At 56.0% G+C, this 19440-nt stretch carries 20 protein-coding genes, 1 pseudogene and 1 riboswitch; of the genes and pseudogenes, 12 read left to right on the top strand and 9 right to left on the bottom strand.

Features of this window, described 5'->3' with window-relative positions:
• Positions 1–93 precede the first annotated feature (93 nt).
• Positions 94–438 carry a RidA family protein gene (locus HCK03_RS09985; RefSeq protein WP_041146187.1) on the top strand — a complete coding sequence of 115 codons (345 nt, stop codon included), beginning with the start codon at positions 94–96 and terminating at the stop codon, positions 436–438.
• Here HCK03_RS09985 and HCK03_RS09980 read toward each other — a convergent pair whose 3' ends face one another.
• A complete protein-coding gene (locus HCK03_RS09980; protein ID WP_123551602.1) occupies positions 439–633 on the bottom strand; it encodes a YoaH family protein in 195 nt (64 codons plus the stop codon). It lies immediately after the preceding gene.
• Positions 634–720: 87 nt separating this feature from the next.
• On the opposite strand from HCK03_RS09980, the gene pabB reads away from it, so the two are divergent.
• The 4 genes from pabB (at position 721) to HCK03_RS09960 (ending at position 6002) form a co-directional block, all read left to right on the top strand.
• On the top strand, positions 721–2076 hold the full coding sequence (gene pabB, locus HCK03_RS09975; RefSeq protein WP_167691501.1) for an aminodeoxychorismate synthase component 1: 1356 nt from the start codon (positions 721–723) through the stop codon (positions 2074–2076).
• Between the two features lie 3 nt (positions 2077–2079).
• On the top strand, positions 2080–2658 hold the full coding sequence (locus tag HCK03_RS09970) for a CoA pyrophosphatase (RefSeq protein WP_041146190.1): 579 nt from the start codon (positions 2080–2082) through the stop codon (positions 2656–2658).
• 277 nt (positions 2659–2935) lie between these two features.
• The gene (sdaA, locus tag HCK03_RS09965; protein WP_041147681.1) at positions 2936–4300 is read left to right on the top strand and encodes an L-serine ammonia-lyase; all 1365 of its coding nucleotides are present in this window, start codon (positions 2936–2938) and stop codon (positions 4298–4300) included.
• 124 nt (positions 4301–4424) lie between these two features.
• On the top strand, positions 4425–6002 hold the full coding sequence (locus HCK03_RS09960; protein WP_148250122.1) for an EAL domain-containing protein: 1578 nt from the start codon (positions 4425–4427) through the stop codon (positions 6000–6002).
• 38 nt (positions 6003–6040) lie between these two features.
• On the opposite strand, the gene yoaE is transcribed toward HCK03_RS09960, so the two are convergent.
• The gene (yoaE, locus tag HCK03_RS09955) at positions 6041–7600 is read right to left on the bottom strand and encodes a CNNM family cation transport protein YoaE (protein ID WP_041146192.1); all 1560 of its coding nucleotides are present in this window, start codon (positions 7598–7600) and stop codon (positions 6041–6043) included.
• Positions 7601–8047: 447 nt separating this feature from the next.
• Here yoaE and manX point away from each other — a divergent pair, with 447 nt between their 5' ends.
• From manX to mntP, 5 genes are all read left to right on the top strand, one after another.
• A complete protein-coding gene (gene manX, locus HCK03_RS09950) occupies positions 8048–9019 on the top strand; it encodes a PTS mannose transporter subunit IIAB (protein WP_041146193.1) in 972 nt (323 codons plus the stop codon).
• A 55-nt stretch (positions 9020–9074) separates the two neighbouring features.
• Entirely contained in the window at positions 9075–9875 is an 801-nt protein-coding gene (locus tag HCK03_RS09945) for a PTS mannose/fructose/sorbose transporter subunit IIC (RefSeq protein ID WP_041146194.1), read from the top strand.
• A gap of 12 nt (positions 9876–9887) precedes the next feature.
• Positions 9888–10739 carry a PTS mannose transporter subunit IID gene (locus HCK03_RS09940; RefSeq protein WP_041146195.1) on the top strand — a complete coding sequence of 284 codons (852 nt, stop codon included), beginning with the start codon at positions 9888–9890 and terminating at the stop codon, positions 10737–10739.
• 62 nt (positions 10740–10801) lie between these two features.
• The gene (locus HCK03_RS09935) at positions 10802–11260 is read left to right on the top strand and encodes a DUF986 family protein (RefSeq protein WP_167691500.1); all 459 of its coding nucleotides are present in this window, start codon (positions 10802–10804) and stop codon (positions 11258–11260) included.
• Positions 11261–11459: 199 nt separating this feature from the next.
• Positions 11460–11570: riboswitch (yybP-ykoY riboswitch) on the top strand.
• A gap of 116 nt (positions 11571–11686) precedes the next feature.
• Entirely contained in the window at positions 11687–12253 is a 567-nt protein-coding gene (gene mntP / locus HCK03_RS09930) for a manganese efflux pump MntP (protein ID WP_167691499.1), read from the top strand.
• Positions 12254–12256: 3 nt separating this feature from the next.
• Here the strand turns inward: mntP and rlmA are convergent, their stop codons facing one another.
• From rlmA to mgrB, 6 genes and pseudogenes are all read right to left on the bottom strand, one after another.
• Entirely contained in the window at positions 12257–13051 is a 795-nt protein-coding gene (gene rlmA, locus HCK03_RS09925) for a 23S rRNA (guanine(745)-N(1))-methyltransferase (protein WP_143716232.1), read from the bottom strand.
• A gap of 61 nt (positions 13052–13112) precedes the next feature.
• The gene (gene ftsI / locus HCK03_RS09920; protein ID WP_115192398.1) at positions 13113–14858 is read right to left on the bottom strand and encodes a peptidoglycan glycosyltransferase FtsI; all 1746 of its coding nucleotides are present in this window, start codon (positions 14856–14858) and stop codon (positions 13113–13115) included.
• 191 nt (positions 14859–15049) lie between these two features.
• Positions 15050–15259, bottom strand: a complete 210-nt coding sequence (cspE, locus tag HCK03_RS09915; RefSeq protein ID WP_001062678.1) for a transcription antiterminator/RNA stability regulator CspE — start codon at positions 15257–15259, stop codon at positions 15050–15052.
• Between the two features lie 12 nt (positions 15260–15271).
• Positions 15272–15416 (bottom strand): annotated as a pseudogene (locus tag HCK03_RS09910) (DUF2627 domain-containing protein).
• Between the two features lie 634 nt (positions 15417–16050).
• Entirely contained in the window at positions 16051–16341 is a 291-nt protein-coding gene (locus HCK03_RS09905) for a YebO family protein (RefSeq protein WP_076947350.1), read from the bottom strand.
• Positions 16342–16415: 74 nt separating this feature from the next.
• Positions 16416–16559, bottom strand: coding sequence for a PhoP/PhoQ regulatory lipoprotein MgrB (gene mgrB, locus HCK03_RS09900; protein ID WP_041146201.1), 144 nt, complete (start codon positions 16557–16559; stop codon positions 16416–16418).
• Positions 16560–16719: 160 nt separating this feature from the next.
• Between mgrB and HCK03_RS09895 the strand changes: the two genes are divergently transcribed.
• Positions 16720–16959 (top strand): YobH family protein, encoded by a 240-nt coding sequence (locus HCK03_RS09895; RefSeq protein ID WP_041146202.1) that lies wholly within the window; start codon positions 16720–16722, stop codon positions 16957–16959.
• 66 nt (positions 16960–17025) lie between these two features.
• On the opposite strand, the gene kdgR is transcribed toward HCK03_RS09895, so the two are convergent.
• A complete protein-coding gene (gene kdgR, locus HCK03_RS09890; RefSeq protein WP_041146203.1) occupies positions 17026–17817 on the bottom strand; it encodes a DNA-binding transcriptional regulator KdgR in 792 nt (263 codons plus the stop codon).
• A gap of 177 nt (positions 17818–17994) precedes the next feature.
• On the opposite strand from kdgR, the gene HCK03_RS09885 reads away from it, so the two are divergent.
• Positions 17995–19368, top strand: a complete 1374-nt coding sequence (locus HCK03_RS09885) for an MFS transporter (RefSeq protein ID WP_167691498.1) — start codon at positions 17995–17997, stop codon at positions 19366–19368.
• Positions 19369–19440: the final 72 nt, after the last annotated feature.

Here is a 19440-nt window from a genome sequence, read left to right as displayed (position 1 = left end):
TCAAACGGATATACCCGTCGTCTTTCGGGCGGTTTCCGCGCCGGTTCTGCCGGCAACGCCGCCTGAAATTCATTGGATTGAGAGGAAACTGAAATGACTATTACGCGTATCGATGCGGAAGCCCGCTGGTCTGATGTGGTGATCCACAACCAGACGCTGTACTACACCGGCGTGCCGGCAAACCTCGACGCAGGCGCCGAAGAGCAAACCGCCAACACCCTGGCGCAGATTGACGCGGTGCTTGAGAAACAGGGCAGCAACAAGTCGCGTATTCTCGACGCCACCATTTTCCTTGCCGACAAAAGTGATTTTGCCGCGATGAACAGAGCCTGGGACGCCTGGGTTGTTGCCGGTCACGCGCCGGTTCGCTGCACCGTGCAGGCCGCGCTGATGAAAGCAGAATACAAAGTCGAAATTAAAATTATCGCCGCCGTCTGATTACGCGTCGTCGTCTTCGTCTTCATCATCTTCAAAGCGCGCTACGATCCGGTCCCCGGTATGCGTGGCGCGCAGTTCGTTGGCCACCAGGCGAATCGCCTCACCGCTGCTCATCCCCTGCGACATCAGCTCATGGATACGCTCTACTGCTTTTTGCTGCTGCTCGTGGCTCAGCGAAGGTAAACCTGCAAACATATCTGACTCCTGCTACATTGTGGGGCGTAATTATTTCACGCCGTCCCCTTATTAGCCAGCGGGCGGTAACGATCAGGATCGAGGAAGATGTTGTCCCCCGCTATTATTACCCTGCCCTGGCATCCGGATGCCGCCGAGCGCTACTTTGCGCCGATAAGCGCAGCGCCCTGGGCGATGCTGCTGCACTCAGGCTTTGCCGATCATCCGCACAACCGTTTTGATATTATCGTCGCCGAGCCGCGCGCAACGCTGACGACCCGCGGCGGTATCACCACGGTGAATGACGGCCAAACGTTGACGACTTCGGCTGACGATCCGCTAACAATCGTGGCGCAGCAGCTGGCGCAGTGCGGACTCGCGCCGCAGGCCCATCCGCACCTGCCGTTCCTTGGCGGCGCGCTGGGGCTGTTCGGCTACGATCTGGGGCGCCGCTTCGAAAAGCTGCCCTCTCATGCCGACGCGGATATTGCCCTGCCGGATATGGCGGTCGGTATTTACGACTGGGCGCTGATCGTCGATCACCAGCGGCGTGAAGTCGCTCTGCTGAGCTACCACGATCCCCACGCGCGCCTGCGCTGGCTGACGGCACAAGCGGCCCCCGCGGCGGCCCCTTTTAGCCTGACCTCGGCCTGGCGCTCTAATATGAGCCGCGAGCAGTACGGCGAGAAATTTCGCCAGGTGCAGGCGTGGCTGCAGAGCGGTGACTGCTACCAGGTCAACCTGGCCCAGCGCTTCCAGGCCCGCTATCAGGGCGACGAGTGGCAGGCATTTTGCCAGCTTAACCGCGCTAACAGAGCCCCGTTCAGCGCCTTTATTCGCCTCGAGGACGGCGCGGTGCTGAGCCTCTCTCCGGAGCGTTTTATCCGGCTGCATCAGGGTGAAATTCAGACCCGGCCGATTAAAGGCACCCTACCGCGGCTGGCCGATCCGCAGCAGGACGCCCGCCAGGCAGAAAGGCTGGCTAACTCGCCGAAGGATCGCGCTGAAAATTTGATGATCGTCGATTTGATGCGCAACGATATTGGCCGGGTGGCCGAGCCCGGCAGCGTTCGCGTACCCGAGCTCTTCGTCGTTGAGCCGTTCCCGGCGGTCCACCATCTGGTCAGCACCATTACCGCCAGGCTACCGGCCCATCTTCACGCCAGCGACCTGCTGCGCGCGGCGTTTCCCGGCGGCTCCATTACCGGCGCCCCCAAGGTGCGCGCGATGCAAATTATCGATAGCCTTGAGCCGCAGCGGCGCAACGCGTGGTGCGGCAGCATCGGCTATCTCAGCCTGTGCGGGAATATGGACACCAGCATTACGATCCGCACGCTGACGGCGTGGCAAGGGCAGCTATACTGCTCTGCGGGCGGCGGAATTGTCGCGGATAGCGAAGAAGACGCTGAATACCAGGAAACGTTTGATAAAGTTAACCGCATTCTGCACCAACTGGAGAGTTAAGATATGGCGGATAGCGCCCTTGAGCTGGACGACTTTCTTTCGCGCTTTCAATTACTGCGCCCGCAGCCTTCGCAAGGCGCCCTCAATCAGCGCCAGGCCGCGGTGCTGGTACCGATTGTCCGTCGCCCGCAGCCGGGGCTGCTGCTTACCCAGCGCTCGCCGCGGATGCGTAAGCACGCCGGCCAGGTGGCCTTCCCGGGCGGGGCGGTCGATAACAGCGACGCGTCGCTGATTGCCGCCGCGCTCCGCGAGGCGCAGGAAGAGGTGGCCATTCCCCCTGAACAGGTGGAAATCATCGGCGTTCTGCCGCCGGTGGATAGCGTGACCGGCTTTCAGGTCACCCCGGTGGTGGGGATCATTCCGCCAAACCTGCGCTATCACGCCAGCCAGGATGAGGTGGCGGCGGTCTTTGAAATGCCGCTGGCCGAAGCGCTGCGCCTGGGTCGCTATCACCCGCTGGATGTCCATCGCCGCGGCAACTCGCATCGGGTCTGGCTTTCGTGGTATCAGCATTATTTTGTCTGGGGAATGACCGCGGGGATTATCCGCGAGCTGGCCCTGCAAATCGGCGTCAAGCCCTGACGCCTTAATCGACTTTGCGCAGCCCTTCTTCCGGCTGCGTTTCCTCGCCGAACTCCCCCGCACCGCCCTTTGCTTCACCCTCTTCCGGCTACCCATCGGGCCCGTTATTTAGGGTATATACTTAAATATGACGGCGCTCTCAACATTAGTAAATTAATGGTTATCCATTAGTTTAATTCATGTGAATAGTTAAGCTGATGCTACGGTTCCCTCTTACACTATGCGCAGTTATCACATCGTTGCCGCACCCGCGGCAACCCTGTACTGGAGTGTTATGGTGATTAGTATATTCGACATGTTCAAGGTGGGGATTGGTCCCTCATCTTCCCATACTGTAGGGCCGATGAAGGCCGGTAAACAGTTCGTCGATGACCTGGTCGAAAAGGGACTACTTAGTGACGTGACGCGCGTGGCGGTTGACGTCTACGGCTCGCTGTCATTAACCGGCAAAGGCCACCACACGGACATCGCCATTATCATGGGGCTGGCGGGCAATCAGCCCGATACGGTCGACATTGACGCGATTCCGGCATTTATTCGCGACGTAGAAGCGCGCGGACGCCTGCTGCTGGCGCAAGGGCAGCAGGAAGTCGATTTCCCGCAGGATGACGGCATGCGTTTTCGCAGCGACAACCTGCCGCTGCACGAGAACGGGATGACGATTCATGCCTGGGCCGGTGACAAAGAAATCTACAGCAAAACTTACTACTCCATCGGCGGCGGTTTTATCGTCGACGAAGAGCATTTCGGCAAAGAAGATGCGGGCGAGCTCAGCGTTCCTTACCCGTTTAAATCGGCGCAGGAGATGCTGGGCTACTGCAAAGAGACCGGACTGTCGCTCTCCGGAATGGTGATGCAGAACGAGCTGGCGCTGCACGACAAAAAAGAGATCGAAGACTATTTTGCCAACGTCTGGCAGACCATGCGTGCCTGTATCGATCGCGGCATGAATACCGAAGGGGTACTGCCAGGACCGCTGCGCGTACCGCGTCGCGCCTCTGCGCTGCGCCGCCTGCTGGTTGCCAGCGATAAGCTCTCCAGCGACCCGATGAACGTCATTGACTGGGTGAACATGTTTGCCCTCGCCGTCAACGAAGAGAACGCCGCCGGCGGCCGCGTGGTTACGGCCCCGACCAACGGCGCCTGCGGGATTGTGCCCGCGGTGCTGGCCTACTACGACCACTTTATTGAATCGGTCAGCCCTGATATCTACATTCGCTACTTTATGGCGTCCGGCGCCGTGGGCGCGCTGTACAAGATGAATGCTTCTATTTCAGGCGCGGAAGTGGGCTGTCAGGGCGAGGTTGGCGTAGCGTGCTCGATGGCTGCCGCCGGTCTTGCAGAGCTGCTCGGCGCCAGCCCGGAGCAGGTGTGCGTGGCGGCAGAGATCGGCATGGAGCACAATCTTGGCCTTACCTGCGATCCCGTCGCCGGCCAGGTCCAGGTGCCGTGCATCGAACGCAACGCTATCGCATCGGTTAAAGCGATTAACGCCGCGCGAATGGCGATGCGCCGTACCAGCGAACCGCGCGTCTCCCTCGATAAAGTTATCGAGACGATGTACGAAACCGGCAAGGATATGAACGCCAAATATCGCGAGACCTCCCGCGGCGGTCTGGCCATCAAAGTACAGTGTGACTAAACCATCGCAAACGAAATGCGCCCTAACCGGCGCATTTTTCTTCTGCTATTCATTTACACCCACTACACTTACTGTCTGACGATTGTTATTCTGACCGATACTCAGAGTCGACAGGGTGTCGCGCATGCAGACTGCACATAAGGTCATCACGACATACCGCCGAAAACGTATGGTCGTCTGTTTGATTGTTGCGTTATTAACGTTAACAACCACGCTGGTTATCCGATTTATTTCACAGCGTAGCCTAAATCAGCAGCGGATCCAGACCGTCACCGGCCAGATGGTGCTGGCGATGAATAAAATTCTTCTCCCGCTTGAAAACCAGCACACCTCGCTGCTCAATTTCGTCGGCCAGCCGTGCCGGGATATTCACCTACCTCTACGCAAGCTGGCGGCCACGCTGCAGACGGTGCGCACCATCGCGCTGGTGAAATCCAGTATTCTTTACTGCTCGAGTATTTATGGCGAACGCAATGTTAACGTTCATCAGCGACAGCCAATGCTGCCGAGCAATCACCCCATTCTGGTATTCTCCACCGATGGATCGCTTCTGGTCGGCTCGCCGGTATTAATACAGTGGTATCCGGTATCCCCCAGCGGCGCCGACGGCGTCATGCTGATGATTAACATTGAGCTGCTGGGGGAGTTAATTCTCAACGCGAAATCACCGCTGATTACCGGTATTGGGCTGCAGGTGGGGGGCAAAAGCTTTATTAACGGCCTTGGTCTGGTGGACCGCGACGCCATTCCCGGCGAGCGAATTATTTATCACCAGAGCTCTTCGCAGTTTCCCTTTACCATCAACGTCAGCGGCCCGGGCGCTTCGGCCATCGCGCTCAACGACCTGCCCGCCGAACTGCCGCTGGCGCTGATCCTCACGCTGTTGATGACCGGTATTGCCTGGCTAATCACCGCCGGCAGGCTCAGCTTCTCCCGTGAAATCAGCCTCGGGATCGCTTCTCGCGAGTTCGCGCTTTGGTGCCAGCCGCTGGAAGATGCGCGCAGTCAAAGGTGCTGTGGAGTCGAGATCCTGCTGCGCTGGAACAATCCGCGTCGCGGGAATATTTCTCCCGACGTCTTTATTCCCATTGCCGAGGGCTACAATCTTATCGTTCCCCTCACCCGCTACGTGATAGCAGAAACCGCGCGCCAGCTGAAGCTCTTCCCCCAGGACAAAGGTTTCCATATTTCAATCAACGTCGCCGCCCGCCACTTTGCTAACGGCGAACTGCTGCGCGATCTGCATCACTACTGGTTTAGCGCCCATCCCATCCAGCAGCTGGTGGTGGAGTTGACGGAGCGTGACGTGCTGCAGGATGGCGATCGTCATATGGCCGAACACCTGCATTACAAAGGCGTGCAGCTGGCAATCGATGATTTCGGTACCGGCAACAGCTCGCTGTCATGGCTGAAAAAACTGCGCCCCGATATCTTAAAAATTGATAAGTCCTTCACCAGCGCTATCGGCATCGACAGCGTAAATTCGACGGTAACGGATATGATTATTGCCCTCGCGCATCGCCTGGAAATTGTCACTATCGCGGAAGGCGTTGAAACGCAGGAGCAGGCGGAGTATCTGCGTGACCACGGCGTCGGTATCCTGCAGGGGTTTCGCTACGCCCGGCCGATGCCGATAAACGAATTCCCGCAATGGCTGGCGATGCACAATCTGGCAACGGTGGGAGCAAAGAATAGCGAATAGCCCGCCGGCCCCTTGCGGAGGCCGGCAGGTCGGCGGGATTACTCTTCTTCGTCGTGCTCGTGGCGCGTTTTGACGACGCGGACCAGATCGACACGATAGTTGTTAGCCTCAACGATAGTGAACTGCAGCGGCGCCAGCTCAACGACGTCGCCGGGGCGCGGGATATGGCCGTTGACGGCGATAACCAGCCCGGCAACCGTCGCAATATCCTCTTCTTCGTTGACGATATCATCCAGCCCCAGCGCCTGCTGCAGCGCGTGGAGATCGGTCGAGCCCTTGATCAGCCAGCCGTCGCCATCGGCAACAATCTCCGGCGTCTCATCGGCGTCCGGGAACTCGCCGGCAATCGCCTCCAGCACGTCCAGCGGCGTCACCAGCCCCTGCACCACGCCGAACTCGTTGGTGACAATGACGAAGCTGCCGCGGGCCCTGCGCAGGACGCCCAGCAGATTGATCGGGTCCAGAGTTTCCGGAACCACAATCGCCGGCGATGCCGAAGCGAGCGCCGCCACGTTCTCACCGGCTTCCAGGGCCACCAGCATCTCTTTGGCACGAACGATACCGATGATCTCATCCAGCTCGCCCCGGCACACCGGGAACAGGCTGTGCGGGGAAGAGAGCAGCTGGCGGCGAATCTCATCTTCGCTCTGCTCAGCGTCAACCCAGCTGATTTCACCGCGCGGCGTCATGATGCCGCGCAGCGAGCGCTGGGCAAGCGTCAGCACGCCGTTAATCATGTAGCGCTCTTCTTCGGCAAACTCGCCTTCCGGCACCGGTACCGCAGAAGGCATGTCGCCATCGTGCGTGACCTGATTCTGCTTGCGGCTGCCCATCAGGCGCAGGATCGCATCGGCGGTCCGCGCGCGCAGCGGCAGCGTCGACTGATGGCGGATAAAGTTACGGCGCGCCACCTGGTTGAAGAACTCGATGGTTATCGAGAAGCCAATCGCGGCGTACAGGTAGCCTTTCGGTATATGGAAACCAAAGCCTTCAGCCACCAGGCTCAGGCCAATCATCAGCAGGAAGCTAAGGCACAGCACCACCACCGTCGGATGCTGGTTAACGAAGCGGGTCAACGGCTTCGAGGCCAGCAGCATCACCATCATCGCAATCACCACCGCCGCCATCATCACCGGGAGATGGTTTACCATACCCACGGCGGTAATCACGGCATCCAGCGAGAACACGGCATCAAGCACGACGATCTGCAGCACCACCACCCAGAAGCTGGCGTAACCTTTACCATGACCGGCATCGTGCTGGCGGTTTTCCAGCCGCTCGTGCAGCTCGGTCGTCGCCTTGAACAGCAGGAATATCCCCCCCAGCAGCATAATAAGATCGCGACCGGAGAAGGAAAAATCAGCGATGCTGAACAGCGGTTTGGTTAAGGTCACCATCCACGAAATAACCGACAGCAGCCCCAGACGCATGAACAGCGCCAGCGACAGGCCAATCAGACGTGCTTTATCACGCTGCTTTGGCGGCAGTTTATCTGCAAGGATGGCGATAAATACCAGGTTGTCGATACCGAGCACGATCTCGAGGACGACCAGCGTCAACAAGCCGACCCAAATAGAGGGATCCATTAAGAATTCCATGAGTTGCTCCAGTTAACGACGGACGTAGTCATCGCTATGTCATGCACAGGCGAGACAGTTGTTGCTGGTAAAAAAGCGTAGCAGGTAGCGGTGGCAGACTGGTGCCAAAAGGTGAAAAGACGTCGATGAGGGTCCATACAGCGGGCTATGCCCTATACTCCTGAGTAGTTAAACGGAAGCTAAACATAGCAAAAAACAGAACCGGATTGGAAAAAAATTTACCTGTTTTTGCAATAGCTAAGGCTATTTTTTGCGCCGCGAAATTATTATTCGTAGATGCGTGATTAACGGATCTTCATCACATTAATTATTTTTTCACTATCTAAAATAATTCGCTGTAGTGATTATTTTAGATCTTACACCCTTACTGAATCGATTTTGTTCGCAAGAGTGATTCAGGATGTATCACAACAGATGATGCATTCACCATAATAAAGGAGGTAGCAAGTGACGATTGCTATTGTAATAGGCACACATGGTTGGGCTGCAGAACAGCTGCTGAAGACGGCAGAAATGCTGTTGGGCGAGCAGGAAAACGTTGGCTGGATTGATTTCGTTCCCGGTGAAAACGCCGAAACGCTGATCGAGAAGTACAACGCACAGCTGGCGAAGCTGGACACGACTAAAGGCGTGTTGTTTCTCGTCGATACGTGGGGAGGCAGCCCGTTCAACGCGGCGAGCCGCATTGTCGTCGATAAAGAACACTACGAAGTCATCGCCGGCGTTAACATTCCAATGCTGGTTGAAACGCTGATGGCCCGTGACGACGATCCGTCGTTCGACGAGCTGGTGGCGTTAGCGGTGGAAACCGGTCGTGAAGGCGTTAAGGCGCTGAAAGCGAAAGCGGTAGAAAAAGCGGCTCCGGCTCCCGTTCAGGCGGCAGCGCCGCGAGCAGCAACCCCAGCTAAACCGATGGGTCCAAACGATTACATGGTTATCGGCCTGGCGCGTATTGACGATCGTCTTATCCACGGACAGGTCGCGACCCGCTGGACCAAAGAAACCAACGTCACCCGTATTATCGTCGTCAGCGATGAAGTCGCCGCCGATACCGTACGCAAAACGTTGCTGACTCAGGTTGCACCTCCGGGCGTCACCGCCCACGTTGTTGATGTGGCTAAAATGATCCGCGTCTACAACAACCCCAAATACGCCGGCGAGCGCATTATGCTGCTGTTCACTAACCCCACTGACGTTGAGCGCGTTGTTGAAGGTGGCGTGAATATCACCACCGTTAACATCGGCGGCATGGCTTTCCGCCAGGGCAAAACGCAGGTGAACAACGCGATTTCGGTCGATGAGAAAGATATTGAAGCGTTCAAGAAGCTGAACGCCCGCGGTATCGAACTGGAAGCACGTAAAGTTTCCACCGACCAGAAACTGAAAATGATGGACCTGATCGCCAAGGTTAATAAATAACCCTGCGCTCACGCCTGACTTTTCAACTTAAGACTTAATCAACAGGAGAAGTACAATGGAGATTACCCTTCTTCAGATTGTGCTGGTGTTCATCGTCGCGTGTATTGCGGGTATGGAGTCGGTACTTGATGAATTTCAGTTCCACCGTCCTCTGGTGGCCTGTACGCTGATTGGCGCCGTTCTCGGGGATATGAAAACCGGTATTATCATCGGTGGTACCCTGGAAATGATCGCCCTGGGCTGGATGAACATCGGTGCCGCCGTAGCGCCGGATGCCGCCCTGGCGTCCATCATCTCGACCGTTCTGGTTATCGCGGGCCACCAAAGCATTGGTGCCGGTATCGCGCTGGCTATCCCGCTGGCAGCAGCAGGCCAGGTGCTGACCATTATCGTTCGTACGATCACCGTTGCCTTCCAGCACGCTGCGGATAAAGCAGCGGATAGCGGAAACCTGACGGCCATTTCCTGGCTTCACGTTTCGTCTCTGTTCCTGCAGGCCATGCGTATCGCTATCCCGGCTGTTATCGTCGCTATCTCCGTCGGTACCAGTGAAGTCCAGGGTCTGCTGAACGCCATTCCGGAAGTGGTCACCGGCGGTCTGAACATCGCAGGTGGCATGATCGTAGTCGTTGGTTACGCGATGGTCATCAACATGATGCGCGCAGGCTATCTGATGCCGTTCTTCTACCTCGGCTTCGTTACCGCTGCATTCACCGACTTCAACCTGGTTGCTCTGGGCGTGATTGGTACCGTAATGGCCATCCTCTACATCCAGCTGAGCCCGAAATACAACCGCGTAGCGGGTGCGCCAGCGCAGGCTGCTGGTAATAACGATCTCGATAACGAACTGGACTAACAGGTGAGCGAAATGGTTGATATGACTAAAAATACCACCGAGAAAAAACTCACTCAGAGTGATATTCGTGGCGTGTTCATTCGTTCTAACCTGTTCCAGGGTTCATGGAACTTCGAACGTATGCAGGCGCTGGGCTTCTGCTTCTCTATGGTGCCGGCAATTCGTCGCCTGTACCCGGAGAATAACGATGCGCGTAAACAGGCGATTAAGCGTCACCTTGAGTTCTTTAACACTCACCCTTACGTTGCGGCGCCGGTTCTCGGCGTAACGCTGGCGATGGAAGAGCAGCGTGCTAACGGCGCGGAGATCGACGATGGTGCCATCAACGGTATCAAAGTCGGCCTGATGGGTCCGCTGGCAGGCGTAGGTGACCCGATCTTCTGGGGTACCGTGCGTCCGGTATTCGCGGCGCTGGGTGCCGGTATCGCGATGAGCGGCAGCCTGCTTGGTCCTCTGCTGTTCTTTATCCTGTTTAACGCGGTACGTCTGCTGACCCGTTACTACGGCGTCGCGTACGGTTACCGTAAAGGTATCGACATCGTTAAAGATATGGGCGGCGGCTTCCTGCAGAAACTGACCGAGGGGGCATCGATTCTCGGCCTGTTTGTCATGGGGGCACTGGTTAACAAGTGGACGCACGTGAACATCCCGCTGGTGGTATCCACCATCACCGGTCAGGATGGCCAGACTCGCGTGACCACCGTGCAGACTATCCTTGACCAGCTGATGCCGGGTCTGGTGCCTCTGCTGCTGACCTTCGCCTGTATGTGGCTGCTGCGTAAGAAAGTTAACGCCCTGTGGATCATCGTTGGCTTCTTCGTCATCGGTATCGTTGGCTACGCCATCGGCCTGCTGGGGCTGTAATTATCCTGCTGTACGCCGGGGGCCTGCCCCCGGCTTTTTTTTAGCTTTTGTTCGGAGGATGGATGACTCTCACGGATCTGGTGCTGGTTCTGTTTATTTTGCTTCTGCTGGCATTTGCGATTTATGACCAGTTTATTATGCCGCGCCGTAACGGCCCGCAGCTGCTGGCCGTTCCCCTGCTCCGTCGCAGCCGCGTTGATGGGATAATCTTCGTCGGCCTCACCGCCATCCTGATTTATAACAACATTATCAGCCACGGCGCGCTCATCACGACCTGGTTATTATCTGCTCTGGCATTAATGGGGCTCTACCTGTTCTGGATCCGCACGCCGAAGATCATCTTCAAGCCGACTGGCTTTTTCTTCGCCAATATCTGGATTGAATATAAGCGAATTAAAGAGATGAATTTATCGGAAGACGGCGTGCTGGTGATGCAATTAGAGCAAAGACGCCTGCTTATTCGCGTACGAAATATCGACGATCTGGAAAAGATATACAAACTTCTCATTTCTATTCAGTAAGTTACAAATATAGCCTGCGCTATATTTCAGCCGATTCCGGCAGAGGGATACATAGCCATTGCTATATTCCCTCTGCCCACTTCACTCATATTTATTAACCAATTATTGACACCTAAATTCAAATGAAAATCGTTATCATTTGGTTATTAAAATATCTAAATGGTGTTATTGTTTTATATTCTCAAAATATGTTAAGGTTGCGCCCGTCGTTGGGGAGTAGCCGATCTTCTGTCCGCCAGGCCAGAAGATGTACGTGTCAACATACTCGTTGCAAAACGTGGCACGTACGGGTTGAAGAACGCATTCAATCAGGCGAGACCATAGGCACATCACTGCGGTACGCAATGTATAATCATTAGAGCTATTGCGTATATTTACTGGGGGCAGCGATGTGTCATATGGAATATCCCCGGTCAGGACGCACTCATGAACTTATCCGCAACGATTCTTCTGGCCTTTGGCATGTCCATGGACGCCTTCGCCGCCTCTATCGGTAAGGGTGCAACTCTCCACAAACCTAAATTTTCCGAAGCGTTACGCACCGGGCTTATCTTCGGCGCGATTGAAACGCTGACCCCGCTTGTCGGCTGGGGAATGGGGATGCTTGCCAGCCAGTTCGTCCTCGAGTGGAATCACTGGATTGCCTTTGTACTGCTGGTTTTCCTCGGAGGTCGAATGGTCATTGAAGGATTTCGCGGCGGCGTCGGCGACGAGTGCGAAGCGCCCCATCGTCACGGCTTTTGGCTGCTGGTCACCACCGCCATTGCCACCAGCCTTGACGCCATGGCCGTTGGCGTCGGTCTGGCATTCCTGCAGGTGAACATCATTGCCACCGCGCTGGCGATTGGCTGCGCGACGCTGGTGATGTCAACGCTGGGTATTATGCTGGGACGGTTTATCGGCCCGCTGCTTGGCAAACGGGCTGAAATTCTCGGCGGGATTGTGCTTATCGGTATCGGGACAGAAATTCTCTGGAGCCACTTCGCCGGTTAGCGATCAGGCATCACGCTGCCAGCAGTGGATCATAAAATCGGTCTGGCAGCCGAATCGCGCCTGCTGACGCAGCGTCTCACGCACCGGCGGTTTCGCCCGCCATGCAAACGGCGTCATCTGCAGCAGCGCCTCGGCCTCACTTCCGCTTAGCGTCATGGGATACGCCAGCTGCTGCTCATGGCGCAGGGTAAAACCGGTCATCTCTTCCGTATTCTGCTCGTGCAGATGCACCTCGTCGTAAATCAGGCCTTTCAGCTCAAGCAGATGCTTCGGACCCGGCGTCGCGGTAACCACCCAGCCTCCGGGTCTGACCACCCGCGCCAGCTCGAGCGTGTTGCAGGGTGCGTAGATCCGCACCACCGCATCAAAGCTGCCATCAGCAAACGGCAGACGCTGGCTGGAAGCGACGCAGAAATTCACCTGCGGATAGCGTTTGGCCGCCGCGCGAACCGCTGATTTAGAGACGTCGAGGCCCCAGCAGCGGGCTGAAATAGCGGCAAACGCGTGGGTGTAGTAACCCTCGCCACAGCCGATGTCCAGCAGGTCGGCTGGCGCACAGGTCTGCAGAAACTCGCCGATCGCATCACGCAGCGGCTGGTAGTGGCCGGCATCGAGAAAGGCGCGTCGCGCCTGCATCATCTCCGCACTGTCACCCGGATCGCGCGAGCGTTTGAACTGCACCGGCAGCAGGTTAACGTATCCCTCCTTTGCTAAATCAAACTGGTGCCGCTGCGGGCAGATATAGCTATTTTCGCGGCGCTCAAGCGGCGCGTGGCAAAGGGGGCAACTGTAAGACATGACAACTCCGGTGTCGCTGAAAGAGCGAAAGTGTAGCGTTATTCGCTCTTTCAGACCACTGTTACAGCGCCGGAGGCAGGCTCTCATCGTTATGCATAACGATGAGATTGTCCGAGCCCGCCGGCATTCCGTCCGGCATGACATTTTCGAGACGCAGGACGTCGCCCATTATCTGGCTAAATACCGGCGCCGAAACGGCCCCGCCGTAATAAGAGCCGTTGCTGGGGTCGTTAATCACCACCACCAGCGCAAACTGCGGGTTGCTGGCCGGCGCCACGCCCGCGGTATAGGCAACATATTTATCGATGTACTTGCCGTCCGGGCCAATTTTTTTCGCGGTCCCGGTTTTTACCGCAATCCGATAGTCGCGGACGGCCGCTTTTGTCCCGCCGCCGCCCGGCAACGCCACGCTCTCCATCATATGCTCTACCTCATGGACGATCTGTTCCGGCATCACTCGCGTACCGATAACCGGCGGATCGATGCGGGTAATCGACAGCGGCCGCTCGATGCCGAAGCCACCGATGGTGGCATAGACGTGCGCCAGCTGCAGCGGGGTGACCATCAGGCCGTAGCCAAAAGAGAAAGTCGCGCGATCCAGCTGGCCCCAGTAGCGGCGCTGGGGCATCAGCCCCGCGCTTTCCCCGGTGAGCCCGAGGCCCGTCGGGTCGCCAAAGCCAAAGGCCTTATAGGTGTCGATCAGGTGCTGGACCGGCATAGCCAGAGACAGGTGCGAGACGCCGACATCGCTGGATTTTTGCAGAATGCCGGTGAGGGTCAGCTCCGGGTAGTAGCCGACATCGCGAATGCGGTGACCGTCAAGAACGAAAGGATGGGTATCTACCACGCTGTCAGGCTGCACAATCCCCTGCTGCAGCGCCGTCATCAGCACCAGAGGCTTCACCGTCGAGCCCGGCTCAAAGGTATCGCTGATGGCGCGATTACGGAAATCATCCAGTCGGGCGTTATCGCGATTATTGGGGTTAAAGTCCGGATAGCTGGCCATCGACAGGATTTCACCGGTATCAATCTTAATGAGCACCGCCGCTCCGGACTCGGCCTTGTTCCAGCTGACCGCATTATCCAGCGCATCCTCGGTGACCGTCTGCAGCCGCTCGTCGATACTCAGCTGTAAATTGTGCGCCGGAACCGCCGCCACCTCGGTGATATTTTCAATCACGTGGCCGTGGCGATCTTTACGCACCAGCCGACGTCCGGCCTTTCCGGTGAGCTGGGCGTTGAAGCTTTTCTCAACCCCTTCAATTCCCTGATTATCGATATTGGTAAAACCAAGCAGGTTGGCCGCAACGTGGCCCGCCGGGTAAAAGCGTCGGGATTCATCGCGCAGGTTAATCCCCGGCAGATGCAGCTTATCGATCCACTCGGCCTGCTCCGGGTTAACCTGGCGCGCCAGATAGACAAAGCGCATATGGGGGTGAGCCTGAACCCGTTTCGCCAGGTCGCTCAGGTTAAGGTGCAGCGCTTCCGCCATTGCCTGCCAGCGCGGCCCATAGCCGACGCCCCCTTTCTCGACGATCGTTTGCGGGTCGGCCCAGATAGCGCTAACCGGTACGCTGACCGCCAGCGGGCGATTCTCGCGGTCGCTTATCATCCCGCGCTGAACGTCGATAGGCTCTTCCCGCAGCGAACGCATATCCTCTTGTTTAACCAGATTATCGGGGGAGACAATCTGCAGCCATCCCACCCGTCCTAAAAGCAGCCCAAGGCAGCTGAGGATCGCTGCACACAGTAGCCCAAAGCGAATCGGGGTGAAATTCGCGCCTGTCTTAGTTTTGTTCTTTTGCACCGTAGCTCCAGCATTATTTTGCAACCCTCTGATTTAACAGAAAATCGACAAAACAGGATGCGAAACAGTGCTAATAAAGGTGTTGTTTTGCAACAAAGCGCAACGGAGGGGGAAAATCGGAAATGTTTTGCAATAAATGCTAAAAAGCCCCGCAGAGGCGAGGCTTTCTTTACAAGCTGAGTGGTCTTGAATCAGATAGCAGTTACGTTAACTGCTGCCGGACCTTTCTGGCCGTCCTGAATTTCGAACTCAACGTTCTGGCCTTCAGCCAGAGTTTTGAAGCCATTACCCTGGATGGCGGAGAAGTGTACGAACACGTCTTTGCTGCCATCAGCCGGAGTAATAAAGCCAAAACCTTTAGACTCGTTGAACCACTTAACTTGACCTTTAATCTTTGCCATTTGCAAAATTCCTTAGACTGTTTTCTTCGCCCGTAGGCGCTTACATAGATAAAACTGACACACTACTGCATGAGGCACTAATATAAGGTTCGGCAGAGAAGCGGTATTCAACGACAACGTGTTTACTCAGGACTTCTTTACTGAAAATGCCACACATAAACAGAACTGTACCTCGTTTAACCCGAAAGGTGTTATCACATACAACGTTAATAATGGCAAGCCATTTTTAAACGGCTCTCGATCCTTCGCACAAAATATAAGGGAATCATTTGACCAACTGCACGTTTATGCGCCTTTTCTCGCCCGCCGTTAATGCCAGGGCGCGCGGCAAACATCCCATTATGCATGGATGAGCGCTGCAACTTTTTCACCGTAGCTCAACAACTTCGCTCCGTCCAGCCCGCCAGGCATGCACCCTGCCAATTTTAAGGGGTTACGTCCGGGTCGCTGCATAACGATGCGCATAAACGCGCATATTGATAGTTGAAAATTGGCTTAGGCCGAGAATATGCAGGGTTAATTAAATCCTGTTAGCCACGCGATAAATAGTGTTTATATTGCATCTTAATAATGAATTTTCGATGACACACACTTTCATCATGCAATTAAATCACGATGTTATTATTTTATTTGAATAGCTCAAAAATCCATAGCTTATTGGATAAAATTGCGATCGCTAACACATTAAGTGACATAAGAAATGTGGCAATAAGCACGGAAGGATAAGAATAAGTTATTGCGTAAGGCGATGAGGCAGGCGTACACCAGTGCGGTGTACACCCGTTTAGCAGCTACCGCTCAGCGACGAGACGGATAAAGTCGTCGTCGTCCTTCCCCTTCTCAACGGCTGAAGGTTCGGCAGCCTCTTCCTTCTCAGGTTCATTGGCTTCGCAGAGCCGACGCAGCAGCGCGTTTTGGCGCTTTTGCTGATCCAGCAGAGCCTGCAGCAGCGCAATCTGCTCGTTGGCGCGCGAACTTGCGCGATTAACAAAAAACCATAACAACAGGCCGACAAGCAACAGCACAATGGAAAGCGCCAGCGATGCCAGATTTACGATCCCAGGACTTAGTAACTCACTCATTTCACCACCTCAAAGAGAAGGCGTTTATTCTACCACCCGCGCAGCAGAAGAAAATCAGTCGTAATAAAAATGTCTTACCAGGGGATGAATTTGTTGATGGTGCAGATGCCGCTGAAAAACTGCACATCCTGATCGCACATTACGTTAAGCATCTGAGTCCACAGCAACAAACAGCCCGCTATGACAACAATCAGCAAAACCCAGCGTAATTTTTTCACTCCACACTCCGCATCAATACCAGATGTTGCCAGGATAGCACGCTCATCTTAAACCGCGGCTAACTGTAATACGAAACGCAAGTTTCAGAATCATAGACTTGTTTCAACTCGTGTACCTGTCAAAATAAACGCCGAGGATAATACAAATTATGAGGCAACAATGCGATTGATCATTCGTACGATTGTAGTACTGGCTATCTTATGGATTGGCGTATTATTAAGCGGCTACGGCATGTTGATTGGCAGCAATGAGAACGCAGCGGGGCTGGGCCTCCAGTGTAAATATCTGACCGCTCGCGGTACCACAACCGTGCAGTACGTTCATTCTGACAGCGGTATTATTGGTCTGACCGACTGTCCGGTTCTGCGTAAAAGCGAAACCGTTATCGACAAAGGTTAATCCGCTCCGGGCTACAGCAGGAAGCGTCTTCCCGCTGTAGCCCGACGCAGCTAGCGCCCGCCGCTGTCAGAACGGATAGTCGTTATAGCCCATCTGCTCAGAAATTTTACGCGCCGCGGTGTGCAACATTTCAACGTATTCATGCAGACGTTCCTCCGAGAAGCGCAGCGTCGGGAAAGAGATACTCAACCCGGCAATCACTACGCCAAAGCGGTCGAAGACCGGTACACCAATGCAGCGTAGCCCCTCTTCCTGCTCTTCGTTGTCTTCGCCATAGCCCTGCTGACGAACGCTGTCCAGAACCCCCAGCAGCTCTTCGGTGCTGGTAATCGTCCGGTCGGTGCTGCGCTTATACTCGACGTCTTCGAGGATCTGCTCCACCTCGGCGCGGTCGCGCCACGCCAGCAGCACTTTGCCGATAGCGGTGCTGTACAGCGGGTTGCGGCGGCCGATGCGCGAATACATACGCAGGTTGTACATCGAATCGATTTTATGGATGTAGACGATACTGTCTTCGTCCAGCGCACCCAGATGGATAGTCTCTTTCGTCAGGCGCGACAGCTCGCGCATCTGAATATCCGCACTGCGCACCAGATCGACATTCTGCAGCGCGCGCGCGCCCAGCTCGAACAGCTTCAGCGTCAGGGAGTACTTCTCAGACTCCCCTTCCTGGGCAACGTAGCCCAGCGACTTCATGGTCTGCAAAAAGCGATAAACGGTGCTTTTTGACATCATGACGCGCTGAGATAGTTCGGTAATACCAATTTCACGCTCTTCGCCAAGCGCCTGCAGGATGCCAAAAACCTTCAATACTGAAGAGACAGAATCTGGCTGTTTATCCAAATCTGCAACTGCCATTTATCACCTCATCGCAACTGTTTTATAAAAATTAGAACCGGTTTTTATTATAAATTCGCAACCCGATGCCCGCAATCGTTCTTCTGCCCATTCGTTACAAATCTGCGACATACCGCCGAATAATCAATGCTAAAATCATTACCCAGAGAATAGTTACGATAAAGACACAAGCTTAACATGGATAAAAACGTTCCCGATGGTCTGCCACTGCCGCAGCGTTACGGCGCCATTCTGACCATCGTTTTAGGCATCGCGATGGCGGTACTCGACGGCGCCATTGCCAACGTGGCCCTGCCGACCATCGCTACCGACCTTAACGCTTCGCCCGCCGCCTCAATCTGGATAGTCAACGCTTACCAAATCGCCATCGTCATTGCGCTCCTGCCGCTCTCCTTTCTGGGTGATATGTTCGGCTATCGACGCATCTATAAAATCGGTTTGCTGGTGTTTACCTTTACCTCACTGGCCTGCGCCCTCTCCCACTCGCTGGAGATGCTGACTCTCGCCCGCGTAGCCCAGGGCCTCGGCGGCGCCGCGCTGATGAGCGTGAATACCGCGCTCATTCGTCTTATCTTCCCGAAACGCTTCCTCGGACGAGGAATGGGGATCAACTCGTTTGTGGTCGCCGTCTCATCCGCGGCCGGCCCGACGATTGCCGCCGCTATCCTCTCCGTCGCCTCCTGGCAGTGGCTGTTTTTAATCAACATTCCGCTGGGGATTATTTCGCTGACGCTCGCCATGCGCTACCTGCCGGCCAACAGCAGCCGCAGCAGGATCACCCGCTTCGATCTCCCCAGCGCTATCATGAATGCGCTGACGTTTGGCCTGCTGATTGTCGCGCTCGGCGGCTTTGCGCAGGGGCAGTCCGGCCAGCTGGTGCTCGCTGAATTGGCGGCTATGCTGGTTATCGGGTTCTTCTTCATTCGCCGCCAGCTGCGGATGCCGGTGCCGCTGCTGCCGGTTGATCTGCTGCGTATTCCGCTTTTCTCGCTCTCCATCTGCACCTCAATCTGCTCCTTCTGCGCCCAGATGCTGGCGCTGGTTTCGCTGCCCTTCTTCCTGCAGGCGACGATCGGACGCAGCGAGGTCGAAACGGGACTGCTGCTGACCCCCTGGCCGCTGGCGACCATGGTGATGGCGCCGCTGGCGGGCTACCTGATTGAGAAAATTCATGCCGGGCTGCTGGGAGCGATCGGTCTGACGGTCATGGCCTGCGGTCTGTTTGGCCTGGCGCTGCTGCCCTCATCGCCGTCCGATCTCGATATTATCTGGCGCATGGCGCTCTGCGGCGCGGGCTTCGGCCTGTTCCAGTCGCCGAATAACCACACTATCGTCTCATCGGCCCCGAGCCACCGCAGCGGAGGGGCCAGCGGAATGCTCGGCACCGCCCGACTGCTGGGACAAAGCACCGGCGCGGCGCTGGTCGCGCTGCTGTTCAATCTGCAGGGTAACGGCGGCACCCATACCGCGCTGCTGCTGGCTGGCGGACTGGCGGTAGTTGCGGCCACCGTGAGCGGCCTGCGCGTCACCCAGCCGCGCCCCGGACAATAGCCCGCCCGATTACGGCACAAAAAAAACCGCAGCCCGATTAAGGCTGCGGTTTTTGTTTCTACGCTCTGAAGA

The sequence above is a fragment of the Klebsiella terrigena genome, from assembly GCF_012029655.1.
Taxonomy (GTDB): domain Bacteria; phylum Pseudomonadota; class Gammaproteobacteria; order Enterobacterales; family Enterobacteriaceae; genus Klebsiella; species Klebsiella terrigena.
The sequence above is the reverse complement of the archived record's forward strand: the minus strand, read 5'-3'. Positions and strand labels throughout refer to the sequence as shown.